The sequence below is a fragment of the Flavobacterium sp. WV_118_3 genome (genome assembly GCF_039778605.1).
In the GTDB taxonomy this organism is placed as follows: Bacteria; Bacteroidota; Bacteroidia; order Flavobacteriales; family Flavobacteriaceae; genus Flavobacterium.
Map to the genome: position 1 here is coordinate 3,818,938 of NZ_CP156060.1, position 25,698 is coordinate 3,844,635.

At 36.1% G+C, this 25,698-nt stretch carries 29 protein-coding genes; 20 read left to right on the forward strand and 9 right to left on the reverse strand.

Translation table 11 applies throughout. From position 1 onward, the window contains the following. Positions 1 to 25: 25 nt before the first annotated feature. The 11 genes from ABFU83_RS17560 to ABFU83_RS17610 all read left to right on the forward strand — a co-directional run bounded on the left by ABFU83_RS17560 (position 26) and on the right by ABFU83_RS17610 (position 9,876). The gene (locus ABFU83_RS17560; protein ID WP_347067844.1) at positions 26 to 1,201 is read left to right on the forward strand and encodes an RHS repeat-associated core domain-containing protein; all 1,176 of its coding nucleotides are present in this window, start codon (positions 26 to 28) and stop codon (positions 1,199 to 1,201) included. Then, positions 1,182 to 1,730, forward strand: a complete 549-nt coding sequence (locus ABFU83_RS17565; protein WP_347067845.1) for a hypothetical protein — start codon at positions 1,182 to 1,184, stop codon at positions 1,728 to 1,730. Before ABFU83_RS17560 ends, ABFU83_RS17565 begins: the two co-directional genes overlap by 20 nt. A 170-nt stretch (positions 1,731 to 1,900) precedes the next feature. Further along, positions 1,901 to 3,007, forward strand: coding sequence for an RHS repeat-associated core domain-containing protein (locus ABFU83_RS17570; protein WP_347067847.1), 1,107 nt, complete (start codon positions 1,901 to 1,903; stop codon positions 3,005 to 3,007). After that, the gene (locus ABFU83_RS17575) at positions 3,004 to 3,744 is read left to right on the forward strand and encodes a hypothetical protein (protein ID WP_347067849.1); all 741 of its coding nucleotides are present in this window, start codon (positions 3,004 to 3,006) and stop codon (positions 3,742 to 3,744) included. Before ABFU83_RS17570 ends, ABFU83_RS17575 begins: the two co-directional genes overlap by 4 nt. A gap of 204 nt (positions 3,745 to 3,948) precedes the next feature. Then, entirely contained in the window at positions 3,949 to 5,097 is a 1,149-nt protein-coding gene (locus ABFU83_RS17580) for an RHS repeat-associated core domain-containing protein (RefSeq protein WP_347067851.1), read from the forward strand. Beyond that, positions 5,097 to 5,510, forward strand: a complete 414-nt coding sequence (locus tag ABFU83_RS17585; protein ID WP_347067852.1) for a hypothetical protein — start codon at positions 5,097 to 5,099, stop codon at positions 5,508 to 5,510. The genes ABFU83_RS17580 and ABFU83_RS17585 overlap by 1 nt, the downstream gene beginning before the upstream one ends. Positions 5,511 to 5,674: 164 nt before the next feature. After that, positions 5,675 to 6,868 (forward strand): RHS repeat-associated core domain-containing protein, encoded by a 1,194-nt coding sequence (locus ABFU83_RS17590; RefSeq protein WP_347067853.1) that lies wholly within the window; start codon positions 5,675 to 5,677, stop codon positions 6,866 to 6,868. Then, positions 6,865 to 7,434: a hypothetical protein gene (locus tag ABFU83_RS17595; RefSeq protein ID WP_347067855.1), complete on the forward strand. Its 570-nt coding sequence runs from the start codon at positions 6,865 to 6,867 to the stop codon at positions 7,432 to 7,434. Before ABFU83_RS17590 ends, ABFU83_RS17595 begins: the two co-directional genes overlap by 4 nt. A gap of 161 nt (positions 7,435 to 7,595) precedes the next feature. Continuing rightward, positions 7,596 to 8,774: a glycosyl hydrolase 108 family protein gene (locus ABFU83_RS17600; protein WP_347067857.1), complete on the forward strand. Its 1,179-nt coding sequence runs from the start codon at positions 7,596 to 7,598 to the stop codon at positions 8,772 to 8,774. 36 nt (positions 8,775 to 8,810) lie between these two features. Further along, complete coding sequence (locus ABFU83_RS17605; RefSeq protein WP_347067858.1) at positions 8,811 to 9,218, forward strand: lysozyme inhibitor LprI family protein; 408 nt, start codon at positions 8,811 to 8,813, stop codon at positions 9,216 to 9,218. A gap of 226 nt (positions 9,219 to 9,444) precedes the next feature. Then, positions 9,445 to 9,876 (forward strand): helix-turn-helix transcriptional regulator, encoded by a 432-nt coding sequence (locus ABFU83_RS17610; protein ID WP_347067859.1) that lies wholly within the window; start codon positions 9,445 to 9,447, stop codon positions 9,874 to 9,876. 157 nt (positions 9,877 to 10,033) lie between these two features. Here ABFU83_RS17610 and ABFU83_RS17615 read toward each other — a convergent pair whose 3' ends face one another. The 9 genes from ABFU83_RS17615 to ABFU83_RS17655 all read right to left on the reverse strand — a co-directional run bounded on the left by ABFU83_RS17615 (position 10,034) and on the right by ABFU83_RS17655 (position 17,899). Next, positions 10,034 to 10,738 carry a lycopene cyclase domain-containing protein gene (locus ABFU83_RS17615; RefSeq protein ID WP_347067861.1) on the reverse strand — a complete coding sequence of 235 codons (705 nt, stop codon included), beginning with the start codon at positions 10,736 to 10,738 and terminating at the stop codon, positions 10,034 to 10,036. Next, positions 10,735 to 11,190 carry a sterol desaturase family protein gene (locus ABFU83_RS17620; protein WP_347067863.1) on the reverse strand — a complete coding sequence of 152 codons (456 nt, stop codon included), beginning with the start codon at positions 11,188 to 11,190 and terminating at the stop codon, positions 10,735 to 10,737. The genes ABFU83_RS17615 and ABFU83_RS17620 overlap by 4 nt, the downstream gene beginning before the upstream one ends. Before the next feature lie 195 nt (positions 11,191 to 11,385). Continuing rightward, positions 11,386 to 11,859 (reverse strand): hypothetical protein, encoded by a 474-nt coding sequence (locus ABFU83_RS17625; protein ID WP_347067865.1) that lies wholly within the window; start codon positions 11,857 to 11,859, stop codon positions 11,386 to 11,388. Continuing rightward, entirely contained in the window at positions 11,856 to 12,692 is an 837-nt protein-coding gene (locus tag ABFU83_RS17630; protein WP_347067867.1) for a phytoene/squalene synthase family protein, read from the reverse strand. Before ABFU83_RS17630 ends, ABFU83_RS17625 begins: the two co-directional genes overlap by 4 nt. Then, entirely contained in the window at positions 12,676 to 14,169 is a 1,494-nt protein-coding gene (locus ABFU83_RS17635) for an oleate hydratase (RefSeq protein ID WP_347067869.1), read from the reverse strand. Before ABFU83_RS17635 ends, ABFU83_RS17630 begins: the two co-directional genes overlap by 17 nt. 12 nt (positions 14,170 to 14,181) lie before the next feature. After that, a complete protein-coding gene (locus ABFU83_RS17640; protein ID WP_347067870.1) occupies positions 14,182 to 14,847 on the reverse strand; it encodes a helix-turn-helix domain-containing protein in 666 nt (221 codons plus the stop codon). Positions 14,848 to 15,427: 580 nt separating this feature from the next. Then, positions 15,428 to 15,709: a TIGR03643 family protein gene (locus tag ABFU83_RS17645; RefSeq protein WP_136403696.1), complete on the reverse strand. Its 282-nt coding sequence runs from the start codon at positions 15,707 to 15,709 to the stop codon at positions 15,428 to 15,430. A 42-nt stretch (positions 15,710 to 15,751) separates the two neighbouring features. Continuing rightward, complete coding sequence (locus tag ABFU83_RS17650) at positions 15,752 to 16,447, reverse strand: SDR family oxidoreductase (protein WP_347067873.1); 696 nt, start codon at positions 16,445 to 16,447, stop codon at positions 15,752 to 15,754. Positions 16,448 to 16,465: 18 nt separating this feature from the next. Then, positions 16,466 to 17,899 carry an SDR family oxidoreductase gene (locus ABFU83_RS17655; protein WP_347067875.1) on the reverse strand — a complete coding sequence of 478 codons (1,434 nt, stop codon included), beginning with the start codon at positions 17,897 to 17,899 and terminating at the stop codon, positions 16,466 to 16,468. Between the two features lie 343 nt (positions 17,900 to 18,242). On the opposite strand from ABFU83_RS17655, the gene ABFU83_RS17660 reads away from it, so the two are divergent. The 9 genes from ABFU83_RS17660 to ABFU83_RS17700 all read left to right on the forward strand — a co-directional run bounded on the left by ABFU83_RS17660 (position 18,243) and on the right by ABFU83_RS17700 (position 25,363). Continuing rightward, positions 18,243 to 18,905, forward strand: a complete 663-nt coding sequence (locus ABFU83_RS17660) for a MarR family transcriptional regulator (RefSeq protein WP_347067877.1) — start codon at positions 18,243 to 18,245, stop codon at positions 18,903 to 18,905. A gap of 78 nt (positions 18,906 to 18,983) precedes the next feature. Next, positions 18,984 to 19,394 (forward strand): hydroxyisourate hydrolase, encoded by a 411-nt coding sequence (uraH, locus tag ABFU83_RS17665; RefSeq protein ID WP_347067878.1) that lies wholly within the window; start codon positions 18,984 to 18,986, stop codon positions 19,392 to 19,394. Between the two features lie 9 nt (positions 19,395 to 19,403). Beyond that, positions 19,404 to 20,864: an oleate hydratase gene (locus tag ABFU83_RS17670; protein WP_347067880.1), complete on the forward strand. Its 1,461-nt coding sequence runs from the start codon at positions 19,404 to 19,406 to the stop codon at positions 20,862 to 20,864. Between the two features lie 53 nt (positions 20,865 to 20,917). Further along, positions 20,918 to 21,871 (forward strand): fasciclin domain-containing protein, encoded by a 954-nt coding sequence (locus ABFU83_RS17675; protein ID WP_347067882.1) that lies wholly within the window; start codon positions 20,918 to 20,920, stop codon positions 21,869 to 21,871. Between the two features lie 84 nt (positions 21,872 to 21,955). Further along, entirely contained in the window at positions 21,956 to 22,792 is an 837-nt protein-coding gene (locus ABFU83_RS17680; protein ID WP_347067884.1) for a phytoene/squalene synthase family protein, read from the forward strand. A gap of 159 nt (positions 22,793 to 22,951) precedes the next feature. Beyond that, a complete protein-coding gene (locus ABFU83_RS17685; RefSeq protein WP_347067886.1) occupies positions 22,952 to 23,425 on the forward strand; it encodes an SRPBCC family protein in 474 nt (157 codons plus the stop codon). After that, on the forward strand, positions 23,422 to 23,874 hold the full coding sequence (locus ABFU83_RS17690) for a beta-carotene hydroxylase (protein ID WP_347067888.1): 453 nt from the start codon (positions 23,422 to 23,424) through the stop codon (positions 23,872 to 23,874). Before ABFU83_RS17685 ends, ABFU83_RS17690 begins: the two co-directional genes overlap by 4 nt. Before the next feature lie 2 nt (positions 23,875 to 23,876). Next, the gene (locus tag ABFU83_RS17695) at positions 23,877 to 24,572 is read left to right on the forward strand and encodes a lycopene cyclase domain-containing protein (protein WP_347067890.1); all 696 of its coding nucleotides are present in this window, start codon (positions 23,877 to 23,879) and stop codon (positions 24,570 to 24,572) included. Between the two features lie 5 nt (positions 24,573 to 24,577). Then, positions 24,578 to 25,363 (forward strand): tryptophan-rich sensory protein, encoded by a 786-nt coding sequence (locus tag ABFU83_RS17700; RefSeq protein WP_347067892.1) that lies wholly within the window; start codon positions 24,578 to 24,580, stop codon positions 25,361 to 25,363. Positions 25,364 to 25,698 lie beyond the last annotated feature (335 nt).

A 25,698-nucleotide genomic window follows, 5' to 3' on the forward strand; every position in this document is an offset into this window, starting at 1 on the left:
TAGTTCTTTGTAGAAATATGTAAATTTGACGGGCGATAAGCGTTACGAGTTATCCAATCATTTGGGTAACGTATTGGTGGTGATCAACGATAAAAAGATCCCGGAGTTTGAAAAAGTCGACACCCCGGAGAGTGGTTTAGTGGCCTTTAATGCCGACGTTCTTAGTTATTCGGATTATTATCCGTTTGGAATGCTTCAGGAAGCCCGACATGGTTCCAAAGCGAATTATCGTTATGGATTCCAGGGTCAGGAAATGGATAATGAAATTAAAGGTGAAGGGAATTCCCTTAATTATACCTTTAGAATGCACGATCCTAGAGTGGGTAGGTTCTTTGCAGTGGATCCGTTGTCTAAGGATTACCCTTTTTATTCACCTTATCAGTTTAGTGGTAATTCACCATTAATTGGTGTTGATATGGAAGGCTTAGAATTGCAAGTTAGTAATACTACTTTTACGATGAAGCAAAATACAGGGACAGCTGTTTTAACGGCCGAGGCTGATTTTAATTTAAAAATAAAAGTTCTAAATTTAACGGGGAAAAATTTAATCGGAACTCAACAAGTTTTTGATTTTGCTAAAACAAGGGCTTCTAATGTGTATTCTGATAAGACTGGAACTGGTAACTTTGAGATTATTTTTGGAGATAAAGGCCAATTGTTAAAAAGGCCAATTAATTATAAAGTAAACGCAAAAATTGATGAATTTTCAGTTGGTTTTGTCAACGTTAATTCAATAAAAGATATAAAAGATGGTGATTTAGTGTTAATATTAGCAGATAAAACACTCAAAGCTGGTAATGAACCTAATGCATATGTTAATTGTCCAGGGTGTAATGTTATGATAATAAATATTGGCGCACCGGAGTATAATATTTCAAAAACCGCAAAAGAAATTGATTTTAACGGACAAACATCAAAAGCTCAGAGAATAGGTAAAACAATTGTTCATGAAATTGGACATTTTTTAGGGTTGATAGATCAGTATATTTCTGGTGCTGGACCTAAAAAGGGGTATGAAAAAAATGTTATGGCTGATTCAACACAGTCAGGTATAACGCAGGCTCAAATTGCAGAAATTCTTAATGATGTGTTTTTTGAAATAAGACTAAGAAAGCATAATGAGACAAAAGGATTAAAAGACGTAGAAGAAACAAAAAAACAAGTACAAGAAGTTTTAAAAAATGAAAACCTTACTAAATAAAATATTATTTTTTCTTTTCTTTATTTCTCTCTATTCATGTAGTAAAAATGAAAAGAATGAGAACGAGTATTCTAAAATAATAAACTCAAAAGAGTTGTTTTCTACTCAAGATAGTAAAGGGAAATTATTATCAGGGTCAAATTTTTATTTTGACAAAAAAGGAGATTTAATAACAAGTTTTATTTATTATGAGAATAATGATTCTATATTCCATTATGAAATGAAGGTTATTAATTCAAAAGGCCAAATCGTGTATTTTGGAGAATATAAGAACGGAGAAATATTAAGAGAATTTGATAGTTACATATTTGAGAAAGTTGATAAAGTCAATGGAGCTTTTTTATATGAGAATTATTGTAAAAAATGCCATTTTCAAGATAAAAGAGGAATAGGAAAATCAATGTGGGAGTTGAAAAGAATAAATAAAGAGATGTTATATAAAAAGATTGAAAATCATTCTGTGTATGATACACTGTCCTATTTGACCGATAAACAAATTTTATCATTAGTAGAGTATTTGGGCAAGTAGCAGAACTCAGATAGTGCGGATTTGTAATCCTTGTATAAATAAAGCAAAAAACCTAACCGTAACGGTTAGGTTTTTTGTTTTATAAATGGCCGCTTACTCTATAAAAACATGTAAATTAGCCGTGCTACAAACGTTACGAGCTATCCAATCATTTGGGTAACGTATTGGTGGTGATCAACGATAAAAAGATCCCGGAGTTTGAAAAAACAGACATGCCAGAAACCGGTTTAGTAGCTTTTAATGCCGACGTTCTTAGTTATTCGGATTATTATCCTTTTGGAATGCTCCAGGATGCAAGACATGGTTCTAAAGCAAATTATCGTTATGGGTTTAATGGAATGGAGAAAGATGATGAGTTAAAAGGTGAGGGGAATAGTTATGATTTTGGAGCTAGGATGTATGATTCGAGAGTGGGAAGGTGGTTTGCTGTTGATCCACTAGCTCATAATTTTCCATTTGAATCACAGTATGGATTCACAAGTCAAAATCCTATTATTTATAATGATCCTGATGGGAAAAACAAGTATCTTACCATAAATATACTTGATGAAAATACTGGTATAAGAACAGAAATTAAAATTGTTATAGATACGGAGACTTTGCAAAAAGTAAGACGTGATGTAGGTCCTAAAGGGCATGCTGAATATGTTTATGATTGGCATGATATAAATATTATTCATAATGTTATAAGAAAAAAAGATGGTTCATTTGAAATGGATGGCAATGCTAAAAAAGTCTTAGGGGATAAAAAAACGACTACGCCATTTGACTGGGGAGAATCATACGCTAATACACAAGCACAAGTTTTCTCGCTTATGGAAGAGAAACCATCAAAATGGTCTGGAGGAATAGCGTGGTATTCAAAAAATGGACAAGGAGAAGAGGTTAGGATTGGAAAAAAAGAAAATGTTCAATTTGAAGAAGGAGATGGTTTGATATCACTTATTAAAGGCGGAAGAAATATAGGTTTTAATGGGCCAAAATCTTTGGAGAAAGTATTGGATAATGCAACTTTGGATAAAATTCATAAAGTAGCGAAAAAAATAGCTGAAGGTATGAAGCTCGGAATGACAATAGCTAAAACATCAGAAAAGATTCAGAAGAAAAACGATAAAATTTTACAAAAAAAACGTGAATTTGGCGCTCAAAATGCAAAACATGAATCATCTAATGACGCATTTAGATTGTCAGAACCAGATAGTGTGACTAGAACCTACTATAATAAAGACGGTGATCAGATGAATTCAGAGCGAATTAAAAATCCAATTAGAGAATGAGTAGTATATTAAAAAAAGGAGTCTTTATAATATTGTTTGGAATATTTTCATGTGCTAAAAACAAGGAAAATATTATACGAAAATTTTCCTTTAATGATGGAATTCTTTCTGAATATGAATATGTCATAAAAGATGGAGATACAATATTACACGGAAAAGTAAATCTTTTTGATATAAATGGAAATGAAATCGGTAATGGCATATATAAGAATGGGAAGTTAAATGGGGAATATATCACTTATTTCAAGAATGGGAAATTTAGAGAGATTAGACATTACGAAAATGATACAATTGTTGGAGATCGAATTTATAATTTTGAGAATGGTAAAATACGAAAATATATCTACCATGATAAAAAAGGAGAAGTTGCATTTATAGTTAGGTTTGACGAAAAAGGAAATGTTCAAAGTTATGAGGGGCATCCGCTAGTTGATATTGAATACTTTGGTGTAAAAGATTTGAATTCATTAAAGATAGGGGATACATTAAAATATGGTTATATTTTAGCTAATATTCCAACAGCAAAAAGCTCGTTAAGAATAAAACTTTTGGATTTTGATAATAGTATAACATTGCGGAGAATTGATAGTAAGAGAAGAAACACCATTAAGGTTCAAGAGTTAGTAGTTAAAAAAGGTAAAAACTCTATTCGAGCTATATTGAAAAATGAGTTTAATGATTCCTTAAAAACGAGTATCGTTGATTCTTTACGATTCGATTTTCTTGTTGAGAAATGATGATATAGAACCCCGAAAGCGCGGATTTGCAACCCCGATTGCGTGGATTTGTAATCATAAGTGTCCCCGATAGCGCGGATTTACTTCGTCAGTTCGGCTAAAGCCTCGGGTGTAATCCGTGTAAATAAATACAAAATAACTCCTAACTACTACAGTTAGGAGTTTTGTTTTAAATAGGTAGCCACCTATAAAAAATATGTAAATTTGACCGGTGACAAGCGTTACGAACTATCCAATCATTTGGGTAATGTATTGGTGGTGATCAACGATAAAAAGATCCCGGAGTTTGAAAAAGTCGATACTCCGGAGAGTGGTTTAGTAGCCTTTAATGCCGACGTTCTTAGTTATTCGGATTATTATCCGTTTGGAATGCTCCAGGATGCCCGACATGGTTCCAAAGCGAACTATCGTTATGGATTCCAGGGACAGGAAATGGATAATGAAATTAAAGGTGAAGGGAATTCTCTAAATTATACCTTTAGGATGCATGATCCTAGAGTGGGTAGGTTTTTTGCTGTGGATCCGTTGTCAAGAGATTATCCTTTTTATTCGCCTTATCAGTTTAATGGTAATTCTCCTATAATGTCTGTTGAACTTGAAGGCTTAGAACCAAGTGCTGATCCTAACCAAAATCAGCAAACCACGTCTGAAATATGGGTGAATAAAGATGGCAGTACAACTACAAAACTTGATGAGGTTGTAATTAAGTTACAGCCTAAAACCGAATCAACTGCTGATAAAATAAATATTTGGGTTGATAAAAATATTGGGCAAGTTTCTAGGTCAATTGCAGGAAAAATAAATAATCTTGTGGATGATAATCTTGCTAAGCCAGCAAGAGATTTTACGGAGTCAACTAGTTTATGGGCTACTAATTACAGTGCAGCTCACTCAAGCATTGGTGCCGGTAAAGTCTGGAGAGATCACATGGGGCCAGTTGAAGATTTATACAAAATCGGATTTGGTCCAACTGGTGTAGGATTAATGGGGATTAGAACAACCTCTGCTAGAAAAGTTGTACTTAAGACAATTGAGCATGCTGATGATGCAATTTCGAAAGGTCAAGGTTATATTTGGAATCTAGGAGATGCAGTAGTTACTAAAAGTCATCATAATTGGAATAAGGTTTTTGGTAATAAATCTATTTCTTTTTCAGATGTTGAGCCTTTTGTGAAAGAGGCTGTAGAAAAAGGAACTTGGAATGTGACGAATGTGATACGAGGAAAAAAAGGAATACCTGTTGGAGATAAATTAGAATTGATCCAAGAGGTAGAAGGGCATCAAATTTGGGTTGGAGGTATGAAAGAACATTCAACAGGGAAGATTTATATTAATAATGCAGCTGTAAAATAATGAATACAAATATGTTTAATGAAGCAGAAGATTTGTTTACTAAAGGCAATTTTATAACGTCTTTTAATTTATTTAAATCTCTTACTGAAAGTAGTGAATTTACTGATCTTGAAAAAGCGGAGGCTTTCAATATGATGGGAGTAATTATATTATTTGACCCATTGATTGATATTGAAGATGAAACAGGGTTGAAATATTTTAAAAAGGCATTGGAATTAGATGATGAAAATGTAGGAGCACTTTTAAATGTTGTGGAAAATTTCGGTTTATCTGTTAATAATCATAAAGATACTGTTTTCTTTAATTTTGCTTTAAGTCAATTAAAAAAAATTAATTACGATTTTAGCGAAAATGAAAAGAAAATGATTTTAGATAAACAGAAAAATATAAACACCAATAGTACTGATTTGTAATCTGTGTAAGTGACAAACTTCATCCGATTGCGCGGATTTACTTCGTCTGTTCGGCTAAAGCCTCGGGTGTAATCCGTGCAAATAAATAAAATAAGAACTCCTAACTACTACAGTTAGGAGTTCTTGGTTTATGTAGGGTTAGTTCTTTGTAGAAATATGTAAATTTGACCGGCGACAAGCGTTACGAGCTATCCAATCATTTGGGTAACGTATTGGTGGTGATCAACGATAAAAAGATCCCGGAGTTTGAAAAAGTCGACACTCCGGAGAGTGGTTTAGTAGCCTTTAATGCCGACGTTCTTAGTTATTCGGATTATTATCCGTTTGGAATGCTCCAGGATGCCCGTCATGGTTCCAAAGCGAATTATCGCTATGGGTTTCAGGGTCAGGAAATGGATAATGAGATTAAAGGTGAAGGGAATTCCTTAAACTATACCTTTAGAATGCACGATCCAAGAGTGGGTAGGTTTTTTGCTGTTGACCCACTAGCTCATAAATATCCTTGGAATAGTCCTTATGCTTTTAGTGAAAATAGGGTTATGGATGGTATTGAACTAGAAGGATTGGAGTTTTTAGATGTGAATAATGAAAATATTCCATCAACAGGTGTAACGGAAAACAATAATAATACATCTAATTTAGATTTAGGTAATGGAGTTACATTTAATAATGTATCAACTGTGACTATTAATGGTGAAGATTTTTATGATATTGGTGTTCGTCTATACCTTGGTAAAAATGGCTGGAGTAAATCAGGTACAAGGGCTGAACAACAAACTGAAGAAACTAAAGTAGGAATACAGTTAATTGGGAATATTCAAAATTTACCAATAGCACCTGACACATATAATGCTCCAGCGACCTTCGAAAATCCAACTGCAAGTTTTGGGGTTGCAAACAAATATGCTGATTGTTGGGGGATGTGCTATGCAGTTTCAATGGCAAGGGTTGATAAAGCATTCACCGACCAAGGAGTTGATAATGCTATAAGTTTAAATATTAAATCACTTGATTATAGAATATCTGGAACTATAACAACTAGTAGTGTTTATTCAGGCTTCGGAGTTGGGGGTGCCTTGGCCAAAAATGGACACGCATCGTTAATTGAAAACTCACAAGTTTGGAGTGGAGATTTACAAAAAGGAGCTCAACTACAAATTTGGCATAGTACTGACACTTCTAATCTATATTCAAACGGGGGACATTCACAAATATTTATGAATTATACATTTGACTCGAGTGGCATGATTAATGGTATGGATATAATTGATAACTCTGGAAGTCCTGAATGGTTAGACAGGAGTCACTATGAAAATTATGAAACAATAAAAGCAGCTAACTTAAAAGACCCAAAATGAGAATAGAACATTTGATTTTTTCATTATTAATGATTCTTTCAATGAGTTTTGTTGAAAGAAAAACATTTTCAAAGTGTAATAAAACTGAAGTTGTTTCTGATACATTAATTTTTAATAATCTTCTTGAAAATGAATGGATTTATTCGAGTTCTTTCAATAATGATAATTCGGTTATTGTACTTAACAAATTAGGTGATTTACCATTAAAAATTGGATATTACAAAAGCAAAGAAACAATAAATGTTAGTAAAAAAAATCCGATTTATTTGATGTGGAAAAAAAATGAAATTAAAAACATTTATTCATTACATGATGAAAAACCGTTTGGAAATAGAACATATCCAATTTTATTAAATCGAATTACAAAAAATGGAAGTGAAAAATTAAAAATTCAGCATTACATAATTGATAAGAACAAATTTGGGAAAGGATATGCTTATTCAATTTGTAAAATTAAAAATGATACTTTAATTTTAGAAAATGAGCGCCTTTATGATGTTAAAGGTGTTAAATCACTTTTAAGACACGTGTATATAAAAAAGGTAATATTTAGAACCAAGAATTGATAGATTTTTTAGTAATGACCCCGATCGCGCGGATTTATTTCATCAGTTCGGCTAAAGCCTCGGGTGTAATCCGTGCAAGTAAATAATACAATAACTCCTAACTACAACAGTTAGGAGTTTTGTTTTTATAGGTAGATAGCTGCTATAAAAAATATGTAAATTTGACCGGCGACAAGCGTTACGAGCTATCCAATCATTTGGGTAACGTATTGGTGGTGATCAACGATAAAAAGATACCGGAGTTTGAAAAACCAGACATGCCGGAAACCGGTTTAGTAGCGTTTAATGCCGACGTTCTTAGTTATTCGGATTATTATCCGTTTGGAATGCTTCAGGATGCCCGTCATGGTTCCAAAGCGAATTATCGTTATGGATTCCAGGGTCAGGAAATGGACAATGAAATTAAAGGCGAAGGAAATTCTCTAAACTATACCTTTAGAATGCATGATCCTAGAGTGGGACGTTTCTTTGCTGTGGATCCGTTGGAAGCTTATTATCCTTTTTTTAGTCCATATCAATTTAGTGCAAATACCCCGATAATGGCAATAGAATTGGAAGGACTTGAGTCAAGTAATGATCCAAATCAAAGTCAAAAGCCGACCTCAAATAGTTCTGACTATTTTGAAAATAAAGATGGTTCTCTTATCACAGTTTTGGATGAGGTAGTTATTAAAGCTACAAAAAACACCTCTATTCAATCGCATCAATTACCTGAAATTATTATTAAAATTAACAGAGGTAATAAAATAGAGACAAATAATAATTTTGAGCGATATCAGAAACTTTTATTGAAGCACGAAGGAGGATATGTGAATGATCCGGTTGATCCAGGTGGAGCTACAAATAAAGGAATTATATTTAGTAACTTTAAAGCTTGGGCTAAAAGTGATTTAGGAATTGAACCTACTTTAGGTAACCTTAAAAATTTAACAGATGAGCAAGCGAGTGTCTTATATAAAGAACATTATTGGGATAAGATTAGAGGTGATGAATTTCAAAATGGAAGTGTAGCTTTTGCATTATATGATTGGTCAGTTACTTCCGGTAAGGCGGTAAAGGAATTTGAAAAGTCTTATGCGGCTTTATATAATGGTATTACAGTAGATGGTAAACTAAATTCTAATGAGATTTCTGCTTTAAACAAGGTCAATGCGAAGGATTTGTTTAATTTGGTGAATAAAACGAGATTAGATTATTATGATTTATTGATCGATAAAAGTGTTAAGAATTATAAAAAAAAGAATCCTAGTGCTACAGACAAAGAGCTTGAAAACCGAACTTTATTAAAGTTTAAAAAGGGTTGGGCGAAAAGAGTAAATGGCATTAAATTTGAAGAGTAAAAGTCTATTGAACAAAGAATAAAAACTTATTAAAATATGAAAACAAAAAAAATTATCTTTATTTTTTTACTAATAGGGTGTGGTTCTTTTGCTCAATCAATAAAAAAGGTTGAGAAGTTAATTGTTAATTACCAAAAATGTTTAGATAATGGAGTAGATATGTTAGGTTGTTCTAATAATTATTATATTGAAATTGATAATCTATTGAATGAGGTTTATAAAAAGATTCGTTTAAAAATAAATTCTTTGGAAAAAGAAAAATTAAAGAATGAACAGAAGAATTGGTTGATTAATAGAGATTTATATTTTAAAAAAGCATATTCTGAAGCTAAAGATGAAGCAGATGGATTAAGTAATAATGATCTGCAGATGATTTATATTGATAAAAAAGCAGAATATGTAAAAAACAGGGTTGTTGCTTTAGTTGAAAAATACCGGGTATAGTCTCTCGATCGCGCGGATTTGTAAACCCGATCGCGCGGATTTGAAATCCGTGCAAACAAATAACAAAAAAACTCCTGGCTTATAGTCAGGAGTTTTTTGCTTTTATAGCCTAATACCACCAACTGTGTTTTGTATGCTATTTTGACCGTATTGTCCTTTCCGGGAATAATTTAGAAGCCTAACTTTATGTAAATTGATAGACATAATCCATTAAAAAATAGTAACTATGTCAGATTTTGAAACAGCAGACAAAAAAGTGCACCAGGGAAAAAACATCAAACGGTTTCGGGAAATGTTTGGAATCAAACAGGAGGCTTTGGCTTATGAACTGGGTCACGACTGGACGCAAAAAAAGATATCGCTATTGGAACAGCGGGAAACCATAGAGGCGGATACTCTGGAACTGTTAGCCGAAACACTAAAAGTTCCGGTGGCGGCCATAGAAAATTTAGACGATGAAGACGTTATGAATATTATTGGAAATACATTTCACGATAGTCCTGTAGGTAGTAATCAGGAAAACAACATTAGTTGCACCTTTAATCCTATAGATAAAATAGTAGCGCTCTACGATGAAAAGATCGCTTTATACGAACGGATGCTACAAGAAAAGGAAGAAATAATTGAAAGGATGGAACGGCTCATAAAAAACAAATAAGTACATATTGTAAATTCCTGACGGTGCAGATTTACATTGTCAGTTTGCTAAACCCCGGGTGCAATCCGCGAGAATAAAAAAGGCTATCCGTCGGACAGCCTTAGGGATTTAGACGGTTAAACTTGTATGTCGGAGTTTTATACTGACTTGTAGTCGGCTATTTTGTTTGTACAGCCTGTTGCTGTTGAAACATCTTAAAAAAGTAAAGATTCAACAGAAATTGTGTATAACCATAAACGGCATCTTCAATAGGAATAGTCAGTATACGGATTGTTAAAAATTCTTCCGGATTATAATTTACGATTGGCGCTTCCAGTCCGGTACCGGTCAATACGCCATTCACCGGGAAAAAGCCAAGCATTAATATAAAAAACACCAGAGAAGCCTTTCCGATCCAATCTACCCGGGCTATAAAATGTAAAAAAATCAAAGTGAGCATCGTAATGACGGCAGTAACCAAAGTATACATTTTATCAGGGTGTAGTAAAGCAACTACAGCACACACAATTATACTGATAAATACAATGATCGTGTTATAGGCTCTGGTCCAGTTGAGGTTAAAAAATTTGTCCAGACAGAAAAATGTAAAGAGGCAGGAAAACGGAATGCAGATAAAAAATAACCATTCTTCTATTGGTAAGCCGAAAACGCGAACCCCGACGGTATAGGTCTTATTAAACCACCAGACTCCTGTTTGGGTGAAAATAATGTCCCATACTATAAACGGTATGGCAACCAATATACTGGCTTTAAAAAAGGCAGGAAATTGTTTGTGGAACTGTATCCTTTTGTCGAATGAAAAAATAAAACAAATAATTACAGTCAGAAAGTTGATTACTAAATACGTGTATGGTTTTATCATTGTTTAGCATTAAAATACATTCTGAAATATTTTAAGGGAACCCATAAAAATCCAAAACATTCCCCATCGTGTTTGCCGGTATGTTTGTGATGTTGTTTGTGTGCCCTTCGAATAGCCAGAAAATAAGGGTTCTGTGTTTTTTGCAATGTTTTTATTCGTTGATGAATAAAAATATCGTGTACCCAAAAATAAGCAATCCCATATAAGGTAATTCCGAAACCGATATAAAACCGGAAATCAAAATTGTTCAACGAACCCCAATATAGTAATGCAATAGCCGGTAAGGCAAAAATCACAAAAAAGTAATCATTTTTTTCAAGAGGGCCTGTATTGCTGTGGTCGTGATGATCCCGATGCAAAAACCATAGAAATCCATGCATCACATATTTATGGATAATCCAGGTGGCACCTTCCATTAGTATAAATGTTAAAAGAACGATGCTAAAATTCATATCGGTTTGAAAGATTAATTAGACAATTGTTCCTGTGCATGGTCATGCCGGTTGCGGATATATGCCCGTCTTTTACAGAAAGGCATCGTGTTAAAATGCTCGAACAATAGCGTGTTAACAGGTGATTGATTGTGTTTCTCATAAAAAAGCGGTTTGGACAGCTGTGATGGTTGTTTTTCCTTATAAATGGGTGTATCATCGTATTTCCTTTTTAAGGACTGTAGCAATCATATTCTTGAGCGGTATTGAGGTTATGCTGTTTTTGTTGGCATGAATAAATTGCAAATCCTGCGCTATTTCGTTGTTGTATCCTAAAAAAGAAGGACAGTTTTGCTGAATTGATAATCGGATAAAGCGGATTTCAACATTATCAGGGCTTTCTTTTACAGCATTTTCAATATCTTTTTTGCCTTTGTTAAAAGCATTGAGCTTGACAATCGGATTGATGGCATGACTGGCCCAGATTGTTTTAAAAGCGCCCCGATAGGCAAGATAAACACTATTTCCGTTTTTTGCCTGTAATTGCGCTAACATGGTTTTACATAGCTTTTTATCCGATACCGCTTTGGTATAATTCACACGTATGGAATCCAACTCCTTGTTTGGGTCATTATGGGCTACTTTCGTCAGATTGGAAAAAAAGAGTAGCCATACCAGTAATACTTTCATAGAACGGCTATTTTATAGTGTACGTAACTACGCATTGCAAGAGATAGCTTTTGGCTATTGGGAATACGAATCCGTTGGGACATTATTTTTTCCGCCGGAGTATTTTTAATTTTAGTAAACAACGATAAGTAGTATCGGTAGGCTAAGTAGACTCCAAATCGGGACGAAGCCGGTAGCATTTTGATCCCGGTGAGTGCTTCTTTAAACTCCGATTCGATTTCAGCTTCAATCTGATGTTTGATTTCCGGGCTAAAAAGATGCATTTGGATGTTTGGAAAATAAGTGCGTCCCAAAATCTGATAGTCGGCTTTTAAATCCCGTAAAAAGTTTACTTTCTGAAAAGCAGAACCTAATTGCATCGCATAGGGTTTTAGTTTTTCAAAAGTAGCTTTGTCGCCTTCCACAAATACCTGAAGACACATCAGTCCGACTACTTCGGCGGAACCTAAAATGTATTCCTGATAGCGTTCGGAATTATAATCTATCGGATACAAGTCCATTTCCATACTATGTAGAAACTGCGCGATTAAGGATGGATCGATTTTATAACGGTTTACCGTTTCCTGAAAAGATTGTAATATCGGATTTAACGAAATCCCTTCCTGAAGTGCCGTGTTGGTTTCATTTCGAAAGCGCTCCAGTAAAGTGGTTTTGTCATAATCGTGGAAACTGTCAACGATTTCATCAGCCAGTCGGACATAGCCATAAATAGCATATATCGAAGGTCTGATGGCGGGTTTTAAAGCCAGAATGCCCAGGGAAAAACTGGTGCTGTATTTTTCGGTTACAATTCTGCTGACCTTATAGGATACTTCATCAAATAGCTTTTTCATACCGGGATGTTTTAAGTTTGTTTACTTCTTTTGCAACGATAGTACCTGATATAATAGAAGGAGGAACTCCCGGTCCTGGTACCGTTAACTGACCTGTATAAAACAGATTTTTGATATGCTTGTTTTTAAGGGATGGTTTTAATACCGCCGTTTGATTTAGCGTATTGGCCAATCCATAGGCATTACCGCCATAGGCATTGTAATCGTTTATAAAATCGCTGACACAATAACTTTTTTTATATTCTAATTTTGACTTCAGGTGCTGCGTTCCGGTATGTTTTTCGATACGCTCCAACATTTCGTCTAAATACTTCTCCCGAATGGACTCCGCATCGGAAAGCCCCGTGGCAAGCGGAATCAGTAAAAAAAGGTTTTCACAGCCTTCCGGTGCAACCGATGGATCGGTTTTCGACGGACAACAGGCGTAGAACAATGGTTTTTCCGGCCATTTTTTGGTATTGTAAATCGTATCGACATGTTCGTCCAGGTCGTTTTCGAAAAATAAGGTATGATGTTTTAAATTGGGAATCCGTTCGTTAAAACCCAGATAGTAAATCAGGCAGGAAGGTGCAAAGGTTCGGGAAGCCCAATATTTTTCACTGTAATTGCGCATGTTGGGTTCCAGTAATGTCTCTGTATGATGATAGTCGCAGGAGGCTATTATGGCATCAAATGCCTGGAATTCTCCGTTAACGATTAATCCTTTGGCCTGACCTTGTTCAACGATAATTTGATCAATATTTTGATTGAAATGAAAATAGGCGCCTTGTTCTTCTGCAACTTTTTGCATGGCGAGAACCAATTGGTAGAAACCGCCCATCGGATACCAGGTTCCCAGGGCATAACCGCCATAATTCATCAGGCTATACAAGGCCGGAATTTTGATTGGCGAAGCACCGAGAAATATAACCGGAAATTCCATTAGCGTTCTTAGCTTGGGATTGGAAAAATAGTGGCCTACATAGTTTCTGAAATTAGTAAGTAAATCCAGTTTTAAAGCACTACCCGCGATTTTTAGAGACAGGAATTCCAGCCAACTGTGACAGGGCTTATTTACAAATTCACGCATGCCAACCTCATATTTGAATTTGGCCGCTTTCATAAATACATCCAGTTTTTTTCCGGCTCCTTTTTCAATATCCTCAAATAAAGCTTTAAGCGCTTCATAGGATTTCGGAATGCTAATGTTTTCATCGTTGAAAATCATTTCAAACTGAGGGTTTAAAGCTACCAGATCGTAAAAATCGGAAACACGATAACCAAAGTCATTAAAGAACGACTCGATAATGTCCGGCATCCAATACCAGCTTGGTCCCATATCAAAGGTGTATCCGTTGGTGGTTTGAAATTGTCTGGCTCTCCCGCCGGGCTGACTCTGTTTTTCGAAAACATGTACCTCATTGCCGGATTGGGCACAGTAGCTAGCAGCCGATAAACCCGAAATTCCACTCCCGATTATTGCGATTTTCTTTTTCATAGCCAATATTTTTTAGTCTGTAAAATAGGTCGCATTCACTTTTTGCAAAAGCTCATGACTGTCTATCTGTTGAGAAAAAATCGGGTGATGAAAATCATCCAGCTTATTTAACAACCGTATTAATTGCATTTTTTCGGAATGAGACAGATCTCCGGAAACGATTTGGGTTGCAAGGCGTATTTTTCCCATTTGAGCATCCAATGATTGTAAGCCTTCCGGTGAAATTTCAATTACCTTGCTTCTTTTATCTGTTTCGGAATCACTTTGTGTTACCCAACCATTTTTAATCAATCGGTTGATGATCTGCATTCCTGTCGGCTTATCCTGAATATTTTTTTTGATAAGTTCCATTTTGGTCATTGCGCCAAAAGCTTTTAAATTGATCAGATAAATAAAGTCTTCCTGAGTCGAAAATTCGGAGTCCTGTATGGCTGACCTGGAGTAGGTTTTGGCATATCGATTCAGGTGTACCAGTAAAGTACTGATCACACTTTCAGGACTTCTTCCTTCTGCTTTGCCTTCCCAGTCGGGTTCTCTTGAATACGAGTCTTCTTTCTTCTCGTGATCGGAAATCCATCTTGTAAACCCATTTATATCTTCTGTATAACCACCATTTGTATTGTTTAAATCAAACTTTTCTACAAGTTGCAGGACCTCCTGGATAAGTTGATAATTCATAAGGAATGTTTTAGTATGTAAAAATACTAAAAAATACAAATAAAGTATTTAAAAACACTTTTTATTCTGGTTTCTGCTTTAATTTAGTAGTGGCGAATATCCTTTGTCTGGAAAATATTAGAGCTGTTTTTGAATTGAGGACACTTAAGAGTGGAAGTGTGAATGGGAAAGTAGTGTAAACTACTTTATAGCAAAGGAGACGGAGTGGATTTTATAAAGTGGGTAGTTATGGAATGACAAACAAAGATTCTGTATTGCCTGTGAATAGTTCAGAATAGTTGGATATAGAGAAAGAGAATCAAAATAGCTGACTATCTCATCATTAGTTTTTGTGTTTTTGATGCCTGAAAGGGATTTGAATTCTTTATAATGCCGTAAATCAGTGTTTTGTGTTTTTGGGTAAAAACACAATTTTAAGAAAATGCGGATTTGAAATCGTATTTGTTTTGTAAATAATGACTGTTTAAAATAGAGTCCGGGATAAACTTATCCCGGATTTTTTATTTGTTTATGGCGTAAAGATGTTGTAACTCGCAGCCTATTTTAGATGTAGGAATAGTTTGTAAGATCATAGAACTAGTTACGATTTTTTTGAAATTTTATTGTTGGTGATTATTCGCTGTAAATTAGACTTGAACCGACTAATCTCCGGGTTTCTTTTGTGTAAGTGTTTTTGACTAACACCGCTATTTACTCGTTTTCGCCATAATTTAAAGCTGCTCCTTTTTAATTCTTTTCGCATTAAAGCAATGACTTGTTTTTCGGTAAAGCCAAACTGATATGCTATCGCTTCAAAAGGCGTTCTGTCTTCCCAGGCCATTTCTATAATTCGGTCTTTGATCATTAGATTTAAGTCTTTCATATTTTTTGCATTCTGTTTTAAGCGGTGTTCATAGTGGTAAGCTTAGGCTTTTATAGTACTGATTCCGCCGTCTACAGCGATAATCTGACCGGTTATCCATTGGCTGGTGTTGCCAAGTAAAAAAGCCGCGGCCTGAGCGATATCATTGGCTTCTCCGATTTTTTTCAACGGATGTCGTTGCGCATTTGCTTCTTTTTTTTCGGGTGTATTTAATAAGTGACCGGTAAGCCGTGTGTCGGTAAGGGATGGAGCAATACAATTAACGCGGATGGTCGGTGCCAATTCGGCGGCCAGTGATTTGGTCAGGCCTTCTATGGCGCCTTTATTTGTTCCCACAATACTATGAAAGGGAAAGCCTGTTTTTACGGCTACCGTACTGAAGAGTACAATAGCGGGTGAGGCGCTTTTTTTTAATCCCGGCAGGCAAGCCTGAATAGTTTTAACGGCTCCGATTACCTGTAATTGATAGTCGATCAGAAAATCATCTGTTTTTATCCTTGCAAAGGGTTTCAGGCTGATGGCGCCGGGACAATATACAAGGCCATCGATCGTATCCGGTAAGAACGAAAAGTCGGGTGATTCTTCTAAAATATTTACGTAATGCGTGGCTACGTTCTTATGACTAATGTGCTCAGATGTAGTACAGAATGTTCCGTAAACTCTATGATCGTCTGCCAGTAGCGTTGTGAGTGCTTTTCCAATACCACTGGAATGTCCTATGATAACAATGTTTTTCATCTTTAAGGGGTTGTGAGTTTATATTTTGTCCGGATTTGCAATGCGCTGGATCATGCCACTGAATATAAAACCGTGAAAAGGTAAAACGCTATACCAGTACAATCTTCCGCTAATTCCCAGCGGTCGGAAAGTTGCGGTTTGAATAAGCTGGTCCTGCTCATTGATTTTAAATTCCAGCCACGCTTCACCGGGGAGTTTCATTTCCGCATACAGAAGCAATCGCTTTGCTTCTTTGTCGGCTACCAGTACACGCCAAAAGTCAAGAGCATCGCCGGCATACAAATCAATGGTGCTTTTTCTGCCACGACGCATACCAACGCCTCCTGCCAATTGGTCCATAAATCCTCGTATTTTCCAGAGCCAGTTGCCGTAGTACCAACCCGTTTGTCCGCCAATTGCCCATATTCGGGCAAGGGCAACTTCTGGTTTTTTAAGTTTTGCTGTACGAATGTCACGAAAGCATCCAAAAACAGGAACTTCTAATAAGGTACTCATTCCGCTATTTAAAATAGCACTGGTCTGGGCATCTTTCCAACTGGAAAGGACATTGTTTTGTTCGATTTTTTCAAAAGCTAATCGGATAGAAGTATCATAGTCGAGCAGTGCTACAGCTAATAATTCTCTTAGGTTGTTCGGTTGGGCAATAACTTCCACTTTCATGCTGTTCACAAGGTTCCGCGCCAGCGGATAGGAGGTGGAAGTTACAAAGTAAAGCCAATAGGAGGAGAGTTTCGGGGTCATCACGGGGACAATCAGTATCCTTCTTTTTAAACCTCTGATCCGGGCATAGTGCAATAGCATTTCTTTATACGTTAAAATGTCAGGGCCTGCAATGTCATAGCTTTTGTCGTATGTTTCGGGTTTTCCGATTACACCTACAAGAAATTCAATTACATTTCTGATGGCAATGGGCTGGCATTTTGTTTTTAGCCATTTGGGGGTTACCATAACCGGAAGTTTTTCTACCAGATCCCTGATAATTTCAAAGGATCCACTTCCGGAGCCTACAATTATTCCGGCTTTTAAAGTTGTGAGGGCATAACTGCCCGTTGCAAGGATGGAGGCAACATTTTGTCTCGATTTTAAGTGTTTGGAAAGATGATCGGAATTGCTGATGCCACCCAAATAAATTACCTGGCGGGCAGTGGTGTCGGAAATTATTGCTTTAAAATTATTTGCGCAAACTTTTTCCATGTTTTCAAAGTCACCATGTTCGGTAGACATCGAATGAATTAAATAGAAAGCGACGTCTATATCCGCGGGAATATGGGTTAAAGTCTCTTTTTTTAAGAAGTCGACTTCAATTACCGTAATATAGGGTTCAAAATCTTTGTTGTAAAAGAATCGGTTTTTATCCCTGACACAACAAACAACCTGGTGTTTATTTTCGATCAGTACGGGAAGTAATCTTTTAGCAATGTATCCTGTAACGCCAGTCAATAGTATTTTCATAGCCCATTATTTAAATAATAATACCCTATACCCCTATGCTCAAATCTATTGATCTAAAACAATCAGGTGTTCTTAGTTCCAAAATCATTAGGCCGGATCGCTTCGCAGTGATGTTTTCTAATGGTCTTTGTTTCGGAAACAGTTGGAGCCTACAGAGAATTGTTCCGGGTGTTGTTTTGTATTTTTAATACTGATACAACTCTAAATTCAGACGAATTCCCGCCCATGTGTTGATTGTAACAACTCATAAGTAGTACAAATGTATACTATTTTTAAATAAAATGGTACTTAAAAATACTTTTTTAATTTAAAGTAGTATATTTGTATACTAAATTATAGGGTTATGAATTATAATTTGATTAAAGATATTCTGAGTTTAATGGAAGATTTTGAAGCTGAAATTCTGAAAAACGGGGCTTACAGTCCTGATTTGAAGGGTTTCAAGCTTTGGATGGGGAACACTTTTAAACCTCAAAACAATGAGGTGCAGCCAGCCTGGGAAGGAAAGGCCATAGGGAGAACATCGGAAAGTGTGATAGCAAGTTTGGTCGTTCATATGAATCGATTTGGTAAAAGCTATTTTAAGTCGGCTATTTATGGATCTGAATTTTCAACGCAGGAGGATGTGATCTACCTGATTGTTTTAAAGTTTAGTAAGAATATGGCAAAGATGGATTTGATAAAAAAAAATGTGCACGATAAGCCTACAGGAATGCAGATCATCAATCGTCTGATCAATAAAGGATGGGTTTCACAAACCGATTCGGATAGTGATAAAAGAAGTAAAATTCTCAATATTACTTCGACAGGACTTGAAGCATTAGACGGAATTATGTTAAAAGTGCGGGCGGCTACCCATATCGTTTCCGGTGATCTGGCCGAATCAGAAAAACTCGAATTGATTCGTCTTTTGAATAAGTTGCATGATTTCCACCAACGTATATACGATAAAAATATTGAGCCTGAAAAGCTCCTTTCTGAAGCCTTGCTGTATAGTGAAAATTGATTTACAAGTAGAACATTCTGTTTCCAAAATTACAATTGAAAGTAAAGTAGTACTATTTGAAATATATAAAATACAAACATGAAAAAATTTTTTGCCTTTGTTTTAGTCTTGTTTTTTAGTGCCACAATTTCGGCACAAAAAAAAGAGCTTTACCAGTTATCCAGTCATATTCTGGACATTACCACCGGTAAGCCTGCTCCTGATGTTGTTATCCGACTGGAGCAGCTTTCAGAAAATAACACCTGGTCGCTTGTGAGTCGGAAAACTACTGATGCGAATGGCAGAGTAGGTGATTTTTTACCGTACGGGGAAATCAAGCATCAGGGAACTTATAAATTGGTTTTTGAAACAGCACCATATTTTAAGAGGCAACAACGGGATAGTTTTTATCCCTGGATAGAGGTGGTTTTTGCCATCAGTGACAATCAGCATTACCATGTGCCCATCACGGTGAGTCCGTTCGGTTATGCTACTTATAAAGGAAATTAACAGGTGAAAATGAAAAAACGTATTGCTATAATTGGTTCCGGTTTTTCCGGTTTGTCGGCAGCAGCTTATGCAGCAAAAGCCGGTCACGAGGTGCATGTTTTTGAAAAACACGATCAGCCTGGTGGCCGTGCCCGCCAATTTCAGACGCCGGAGGGTTTTGTCTTTGATATGGGACCTAGCTGGTATTGGATGCCGGATGTGATGGAAGATTTTTTTAGAGATTTCGGTACGGAAAGTGCTGCTTTTTTTCAACTGATTTCGTTGAATCCACAGTTTGATATGGTTTTTTCGGATGGCGTTTTAAGTGTACCGGAAAAGTTGGAAGACCTCCAGAAACTGTTTGAGTCGATAGAAACGGGTGCCGGAGAAAATCTGGAGAAATTTATGGAAGCGGCCCGTTATAAATATACGGTGGGAATGAAAGATTTTGTGACCAAACCTGCTCATTCGTGGTTGGAATTTTTTTCGCCGAAAATCGCGTTAAGTGCTTTAAAGCTGGATTTACTGACTAATTTCCGGACGTATGTATCGCGGTATTTTAAAAATGATAAACTCCGGATGCTGATGGAGTTTCCCGTAATTTTTCTGGGGGCAGCGCCTCAGAATATCCCCGCTCTGTATAGTTTAATGAATTATGGTGGCTATGCATTGGGAACGTTCTATCCGATGGGCGGTTTTTATCAGCTTGTTTTGGCGATGCAAAAAGTGGCCGAAAATCAAGGAGCGCACTTTCACTTTAACAAAAATATCGAGAAAATTAATGCGCGGAACGGTAAAATTGAAAGTATTGTAAGTAATGGATCGGAATATTTTTTTGATGAGGTTATTGCTTCCTGTGATTATCATCATATGGAAAGCCTGCTCGATATCGCTGATCGTAATTACAATGAAGATTACTGGGAAAACCGGACTTTTGCACCTTCCAGCCTGATTTATTATTTAGGTATAGATGAGAAAATCCCCAATTTAAAACATCATACGCTCTTTTTTGAAAATGACTTTGAGGCACATATCGATTGTATTTACGAAGAAAAAAAGTGGCCGGAAAATCCTTTGTTTTATTGTTGTTGCCCTTCTAAAACGGATACAAACGTGGCACCCGAAGGGAAAGAAAATCTTTTTCTGTTGTTGCCGGTGGCTATAGGGTTGGATGACGATGCGGAAATCCGGGAGCACTATTTGTTGCAAATGCTCGGTAGAATTGAAAAACAAACCGGTGCTGTAAATCTTCGCGATAAGATTGTTTACAAGAGGAGTTACTGTGTACGTGATTTTGTTAAGGATTATAATGCTTATGGTGGTAATGCCTACGGTTTGGCGAATACGCTTAATCAAACGGCGGTACTTAAACCCAAAATGAAAAATAAGAAATTAAAAAACCTTCACTATACCGGCCAGTTGACCGTTCCCGGACCAGGGGTTCCGCCTGCTATCATTTCCGGGAAAATTGTGGCTGGTGAGGTGAGTTAAAGCAAATTGAAACTGTATTGACTTAAATATTAACCCTCTAAATTTTTTTAAAAATGAAAACAAATTTTTTTAAAAGTTCGCTGGCAACTATGGCTGCTGTCGCTATGTTTTTAGGTTTTATTTTCACTTCCTGTGACAGCGATACTGAAACGTCTATGAGTCCTACCAGTACGATTACGGATGTCGTTGTGGCTAATCCAAATTTTAGTCTTCTGAAATCCGCGGTGGTAAAAGCTAATCTGGCAACTACGCTAAGCGGTCCCGGACCTTTTACGGTTTTTGCACCCGATAATAATGCTTTCGCGGCTTCCGGTATCAGCAGTGCTACAATTAATGCTCTTTCCTCTGAGCAACTAAAAGACATTCTGCTTTATCATACCCTGCCGGCTAAAATTGTGAGTGTAAATGTACCTGCCGGACCTAATGCTGAGGTTGTTACAGCCGGAGGCGGTAAAGTTTATGTGACTAAGAATACTAATGGTGTGTTTGTGAACGGTTGGAAGGTAACGGTTCCGGATATTGTGGCAAGTAATGGTGTTATACATGCACTCGAACATGTGTTGTTACCTCCCACCGGGAATATTGTTGCTACGGCTCAGGCTAACAATGATTTGACATATCTTGTAGCTGCCGTTTTACGAGCCAGTCAGGGGAGTACCGATGTTGCGGCTGCACTTTCGGGAGGAGGACCTCTTACGGTTTTTGCACCTACCAATCAGGCGTTTATAGCGGCTGGTTTCCCAACTATCGCTTCTATTGAGGCTGCTGATCCTGATGTTCTTGCAAATATTCTGACTTATCATGTTGTTGCTGCCCGGGCATTCTCTTCCGATTTGTCAGATGGACAAAATCTAACAACCCTCAATGGGGGACAAGTGACGGTGAGTCTTGTAAACGGAGCAGCTGTTAAAGGAAATGGAAATACTACAGCCAGTAACATCACTGCGGTTAATATAATGGCCGATAATGGTGTGATTCACCTTATAGACCGTGTGCTTTTACCATAAGTTTTTTTGAATTTAATGTAGACAATTAATCTCGGGCGGGATCGAAACATTCTCCCGCCCTTTTTGTTCTAATATAATCACAGTATGAAACATTTATTTGACGAACTGTCCAATACAGTCAGTAAAATTACGACTCAAAAATATAGCACCAGCTTTTCACTGGGTATCCTGGCGCTTAAGCCGTCCATTCGTACTGCGATTTATGCCATTTATGGCTATGTTCGTTTAGCAGATGAGATTGTAGATAGTTTTCATGATTATGATAAGGAGCGGCTTCTGCTCAGGCTTAAAAAGGATACCGCTGAGGCATTACAGGAAAAGATTTCGCTTAATCCAATTCTGCAATCTTTTCAGGAAACGGTAAACCGGTATCAAATCGATCCGGAGCTGATTGAAAAATTTCTACATAGTATGGAAATGGATTTACAGCAGATCGATTATAATTCCGCTTTGTATAACGAATATATTTATGGGTCGGCCGAAGTGGTGGGTTTAATGTGTTTGCAGGTGTTTACAGAAGGGAATAAAGAACAATATGAAGCTTTAAAACCCTTTGCCATGAAATTGGGTTCTGCTTTTCAAAAAATCAATTTCCTGAGAGATTTGAAAGACGATTACCAGATTTTAGGAAGAACGTATTTTCCTGATATTGATATGAAGGTGTTTGATGATTGGGTGAAAAGTCAGATTGAAATGGAAATCGAACAGGAATTTAAAGAAGCTTTGGTTGGGATTAAAATGCTGCCGGTTTCATCCCGGTTTGGAGTGTATCTGGCGTACAAATATTATTTGTCGTTATTTTATAAAATAAAACGTAAATCGTCTAACGAAATATTAAACGCAAGAGTTCGTATCCCAAATACTCAAAAGCTTTTTGTGGCTTTAAAGAGTTATGTTCGCTATAAAGTAGCCGCTTTATAATGGCGTCACTTTTTTCAGATCTATTGAATTCAGTAAAGGAAAATTAGGGTGAAAATATAAGGCATTAAGATTTAGCAGGAAAAAGAGCCTGAAAGGAATAAAATAAATAATTCGAAAAATTTTAAAGTACATACGTGTACACTGTTAAAATAATACTTTATGAGATATCAGTTATATAGGGAACAGCAATTGCGTTGTGACATAGAAACAGCCTGGAGTTTTTTTTCCTCTCCGATGAATCTGTCAAAAATAACACCAGAGGAAATGGGCTTTATTGTCGTATCAAACTTTCTGAACGAGGAAATATACAAAGGTATGATTATAGATTATAAGGTGTCTCCCGTTTTTCATATTCCTTTAAAATGGAGAACCCGAATAACTCAAGTTGACAAAAATAAAAGTTTTACCGATTTTCAGGAAAAAGGCCCTTATAAATATTGGAATCATTTCCATGAGTTTATCCCTAATGATCAGGGAATATTAATGAAAGATACGGTGAATTATGAGTTACCTGCGGGGTTTTTAGGTAGAATTGCGCATCGGGTTTTTGTAAGAAGGAAACTGGAGCATATTTTTGAGTATCGTTATCAGATTTTGGAAAAAGTATTTAATCAAAAAAAGACCAGAGTATGAATTTTATTATAACAATGTGTACGTTTATTGTAATGGAAGGAGCGACCTGGGTTATACATAAATATGTTATGCACGGTTTTTTATGGTTTTTACACAAAGATCATCACGATCATAGTAATGCCGGAGTCTTAGAAAAAAACGATTATTTCTTTGTCATCTTTGCGCTGCCAACCATACTGATGATGTATTTTGGAGCAAATCAAGGATTTAATTATCTTTTTTTTATAGGATTAGGGATTATGCTTTATGGGATGGCTTATTTTTTTGTACACGATATTTTTATTCATCAGCGAATGAAATTGTTTAAGTATACTGAAAATCCTTATTTTTTAGCATTAAGAAGAGCTCACAAGCAACATCATAAACATATTGGTAAAGAAGAAGGGGAGTGTTTTGGGTTTTTATATGTTCCTTTTAAGTATTTTAAAATGTATTTTAACAAAAAATAATAATGGAATATACTTATTCGCTTATTTTATTCTTTACGGTTATTATTTGCTTTATTGCATCTTTCGATAAACGTATCGGATTTAATCGTCACTTTGGAGCCTTTATCAAAGCAGCTATTCTTGTTGCTATTCCTTTTATTGCCTGGGATATCTATTTTACAGCCAGTAATGTATGGTGGTTTAATACAGATTATACACTCGGAATTACAATAGCCGGGCTTCCTTTGGAAGAGATGCTTTTTTTTATTTTTATTCCTTTTTCCTGCGTGTTTACGTATTATTCAATTGATAAATACTATAAATGGGATAGCCTCAGCGCATTGAATAATATTCTGGTATTTGTCAGTGTTATTGTTTTGTCTTTAGTGGCCCTGTTAAACACCGATAAACTGTATACACTGGTTACGGCTGTGGCAACGATTTTGACTCTTGTGTATCTCCATTTTGTAGTTCGGGCAGTGTGGATCACTAAGGCATCTCTGGTTTTTACAATACTGATGCTGGGTTTCTTTCCGGTAAATGGTATTTTAACCGGAACGGGTATCGAAAGTCCAATAGTGAATTATAATCCAAAAGAATTTTTAGGAATCAGAATGCTTACTATTCCTGTTGAAGATGCCGTTTATGGCTATACACAATTTCTTTTGGTACTTTATTTTTTTAAAAAAATCAGCGCTAATACTGTGATTAAACTTTAGAAATTATGAAAAGACCGATTCAAATAGCAAATGGGGTGGCATTAGTAATGACCGTTGTGATTAATTATCTATCCAATTCAGGGGTTTTTAACGGACAAACGATGGCAACAATTTCTGCAAAATACCAAAATCTGTTCACTCCTGCAGGTTACGCATTTTCAATTTGGGGGCTTATATATTTAGGCCTTTTGGGGTTTGTTGTTTATTATGGACCTTTTACTAAAGCAACTGCGATTAAAGAAAAAATATGTTTGCAAGTAGGCTGGTGGTTTGTGATTTCCTGTGTTGTAAACTGCTTGTGGGTGCTGGCCTGGTTGTATGAATATACTTTTATCACCATACTGTTAATGCTTTTACTTTTTGTATCACTTCTATTGATAATCCGTAATACAAATCAGGTTTTGGAAAAGCCAGATAGCGGAACTACCATTTTTCTGAGAGTGCCTTTCTATATTTATTCCGGATGGATTTCTGTAGCCTTGATTGCCAATATAGCAGCTTATCTGAAAAAAATTGGCTGGAATGGTTTCGGAATTTCAGAAACTGTCTGGACTATATTAATGTTTGCAGTTGCTGCTTTACTTCATGTAATAATGATCTGGAAGCGGAACATGCCGGTATTTGCAATGGTAGCGGTTTGGGCTTTAATCGCTATAGCATATGCTAATTATCAGCTCAATTATAGTGTTTATATAGCGGCAGTTATTACAACGGTGTTTATTGCGGTCAACATAATTGTATATTTTGTTCAGAATCTAAGAATATCGCTTAACCCGAAAGACAGGGTATAAAGGTATAACGAGTAGTGTAAAAACGTCAGGCTTGATTTATAAAGACAACTGTAATGTTGTTAAGCTATTCTCTGAAGTAGCTGCTTCAGAGGGTTTATTAAAGGTTTGATAATGATTTTTGTAAATAGCAGCAAAGAAATAAAAACATTGTTTTTTTTGTATTTGCTTCAAAATAAAATGGTTATCTTTAATAGATGATAATAGTCCTGTATTCGTTTTGAATAAATGGATGTCCAGGCCCGATACTAATGCGCCTCATGAAGAAGTATCCTTAACTTTTCTGGTATCGTCCGGCTAAAAAACATTACTTTGGAATGTTGTCGTTTGAAAATCAA

Excerpts from the sequence above, each read along its gene's own strand:
- ABFU83_RS17565 (WP_347067845.1), top strand. The coding sequence starts at position 1,182 with ATGAAAACCTTACTAAATAAAATATTATTTTTTCTTTTCTTTATTTCT.
- ABFU83_RS17575 (WP_347067849.1), top strand. The coding sequence starts at position 3,004 with ATGAGTAGTATATTAAAAAAAGGAGTCTTTATAATATTGTTTGGAATA.
- ABFU83_RS17585 (WP_347067852.1), top strand. The coding sequence starts at position 5,097 with ATGAATACAAATATGTTTAATGAAGCAGAAGATTTGTTTACTAAAGGC.
- ABFU83_RS17595 (WP_347067855.1), top strand. The coding sequence starts at position 6,865 with ATGAGAATAGAACATTTGATTTTTTCATTATTAATGATTCTTTCAATG.
- ABFU83_RS17605 (WP_347067858.1), top strand. The coding sequence starts at position 8,811 with ATGAAAACAAAAAAAATTATCTTTATTTTTTTACTAATAGGGTGTGGT.
- ABFU83_RS17610 (WP_347067859.1), top strand. The coding sequence starts at position 9,445 with ATGTCAGATTTTGAAACAGCAGACAAAAAAGTGCACCAGGGAAAAAAC.
- ABFU83_RS17615 (WP_347067861.1), bottom strand. The coding sequence starts at position 10,738 with ATGATAAAACCATACACGTATTTAGTAATCAACTTTCTGACTGTAATT.
- ABFU83_RS17620 (WP_347067863.1), bottom strand. The coding sequence starts at position 11,190 with ATGAATTTTAGCATCGTTCTTTTAACATTTATACTAATGGAAGGTGCC.
- ABFU83_RS17625 (WP_347067865.1), bottom strand. The coding sequence starts at position 11,859 with ATGAAAGTATTACTGGTATGGCTACTCTTTTTTTCCAATCTGACGAAA.
- ABFU83_RS17630 (WP_347067867.1), bottom strand. The coding sequence starts at position 12,692 with ATGAAAAAGCTATTTGATGAAGTATCCTATAAGGTCAGCAGAATTGTA.
- ABFU83_RS17635 (WP_347067869.1), bottom strand. The coding sequence starts at position 14,169 with ATGAAAAAGAAAATCGCAATAATCGGGAGTGGAATTTCGGGTTTATCG.
- ABFU83_RS17640 (WP_347067870.1), bottom strand. The coding sequence starts at position 14,847 with ATGAATTATCAACTTATCCAGGAGGTCCTGCAACTTGTAGAAAAGTTT.
- ABFU83_RS17645 (WP_136403696.1), bottom strand. The coding sequence starts at position 15,709 with ATGAAAGACTTAAATCTAATGATCAAAGACCGAATTATAGAAATGGCC.
- ABFU83_RS17650 (WP_347067873.1), bottom strand. The coding sequence starts at position 16,447 with ATGAAAAACATTGTTATCATAGGACATTCCAGTGGTATTGGAAAAGCA.
- ABFU83_RS17655 (WP_347067875.1), bottom strand. The coding sequence starts at position 17,899 with ATGAAAATACTATTGACTGGCGTTACAGGATACATTGCTAAAAGATTA.
- ABFU83_RS17660 (WP_347067877.1), top strand. The coding sequence starts at position 18,243 with ATGAATTATAATTTGATTAAAGATATTCTGAGTTTAATGGAAGATTTT.
- uraH (WP_347067878.1), top strand. The coding sequence starts at position 18,984 with ATGAAAAAATTTTTTGCCTTTGTTTTAGTCTTGTTTTTTAGTGCCACA.
- ABFU83_RS17670 (WP_347067880.1), top strand. The coding sequence starts at position 19,404 with ATGAAAAAACGTATTGCTATAATTGGTTCCGGTTTTTCCGGTTTGTCG.
- ABFU83_RS17675 (WP_347067882.1), top strand. The coding sequence starts at position 20,918 with ATGAAAACAAATTTTTTTAAAAGTTCGCTGGCAACTATGGCTGCTGTC.
- ABFU83_RS17680 (WP_347067884.1), top strand. The coding sequence starts at position 21,956 with ATGAAACATTTATTTGACGAACTGTCCAATACAGTCAGTAAAATTACG.
- ABFU83_RS17685 (WP_347067886.1), top strand. The coding sequence starts at position 22,952 with ATGAGATATCAGTTATATAGGGAACAGCAATTGCGTTGTGACATAGAA.
- ABFU83_RS17690 (WP_347067888.1), top strand. The coding sequence starts at position 23,422 with ATGAATTTTATTATAACAATGTGTACGTTTATTGTAATGGAAGGAGCG.
- ABFU83_RS17695 (WP_347067890.1), top strand. The coding sequence starts at position 23,877 with ATGGAATATACTTATTCGCTTATTTTATTCTTTACGGTTATTATTTGC.
- ABFU83_RS17700 (WP_347067892.1), top strand. The coding sequence starts at position 24,578 with ATGAAAAGACCGATTCAAATAGCAAATGGGGTGGCATTAGTAATGACC.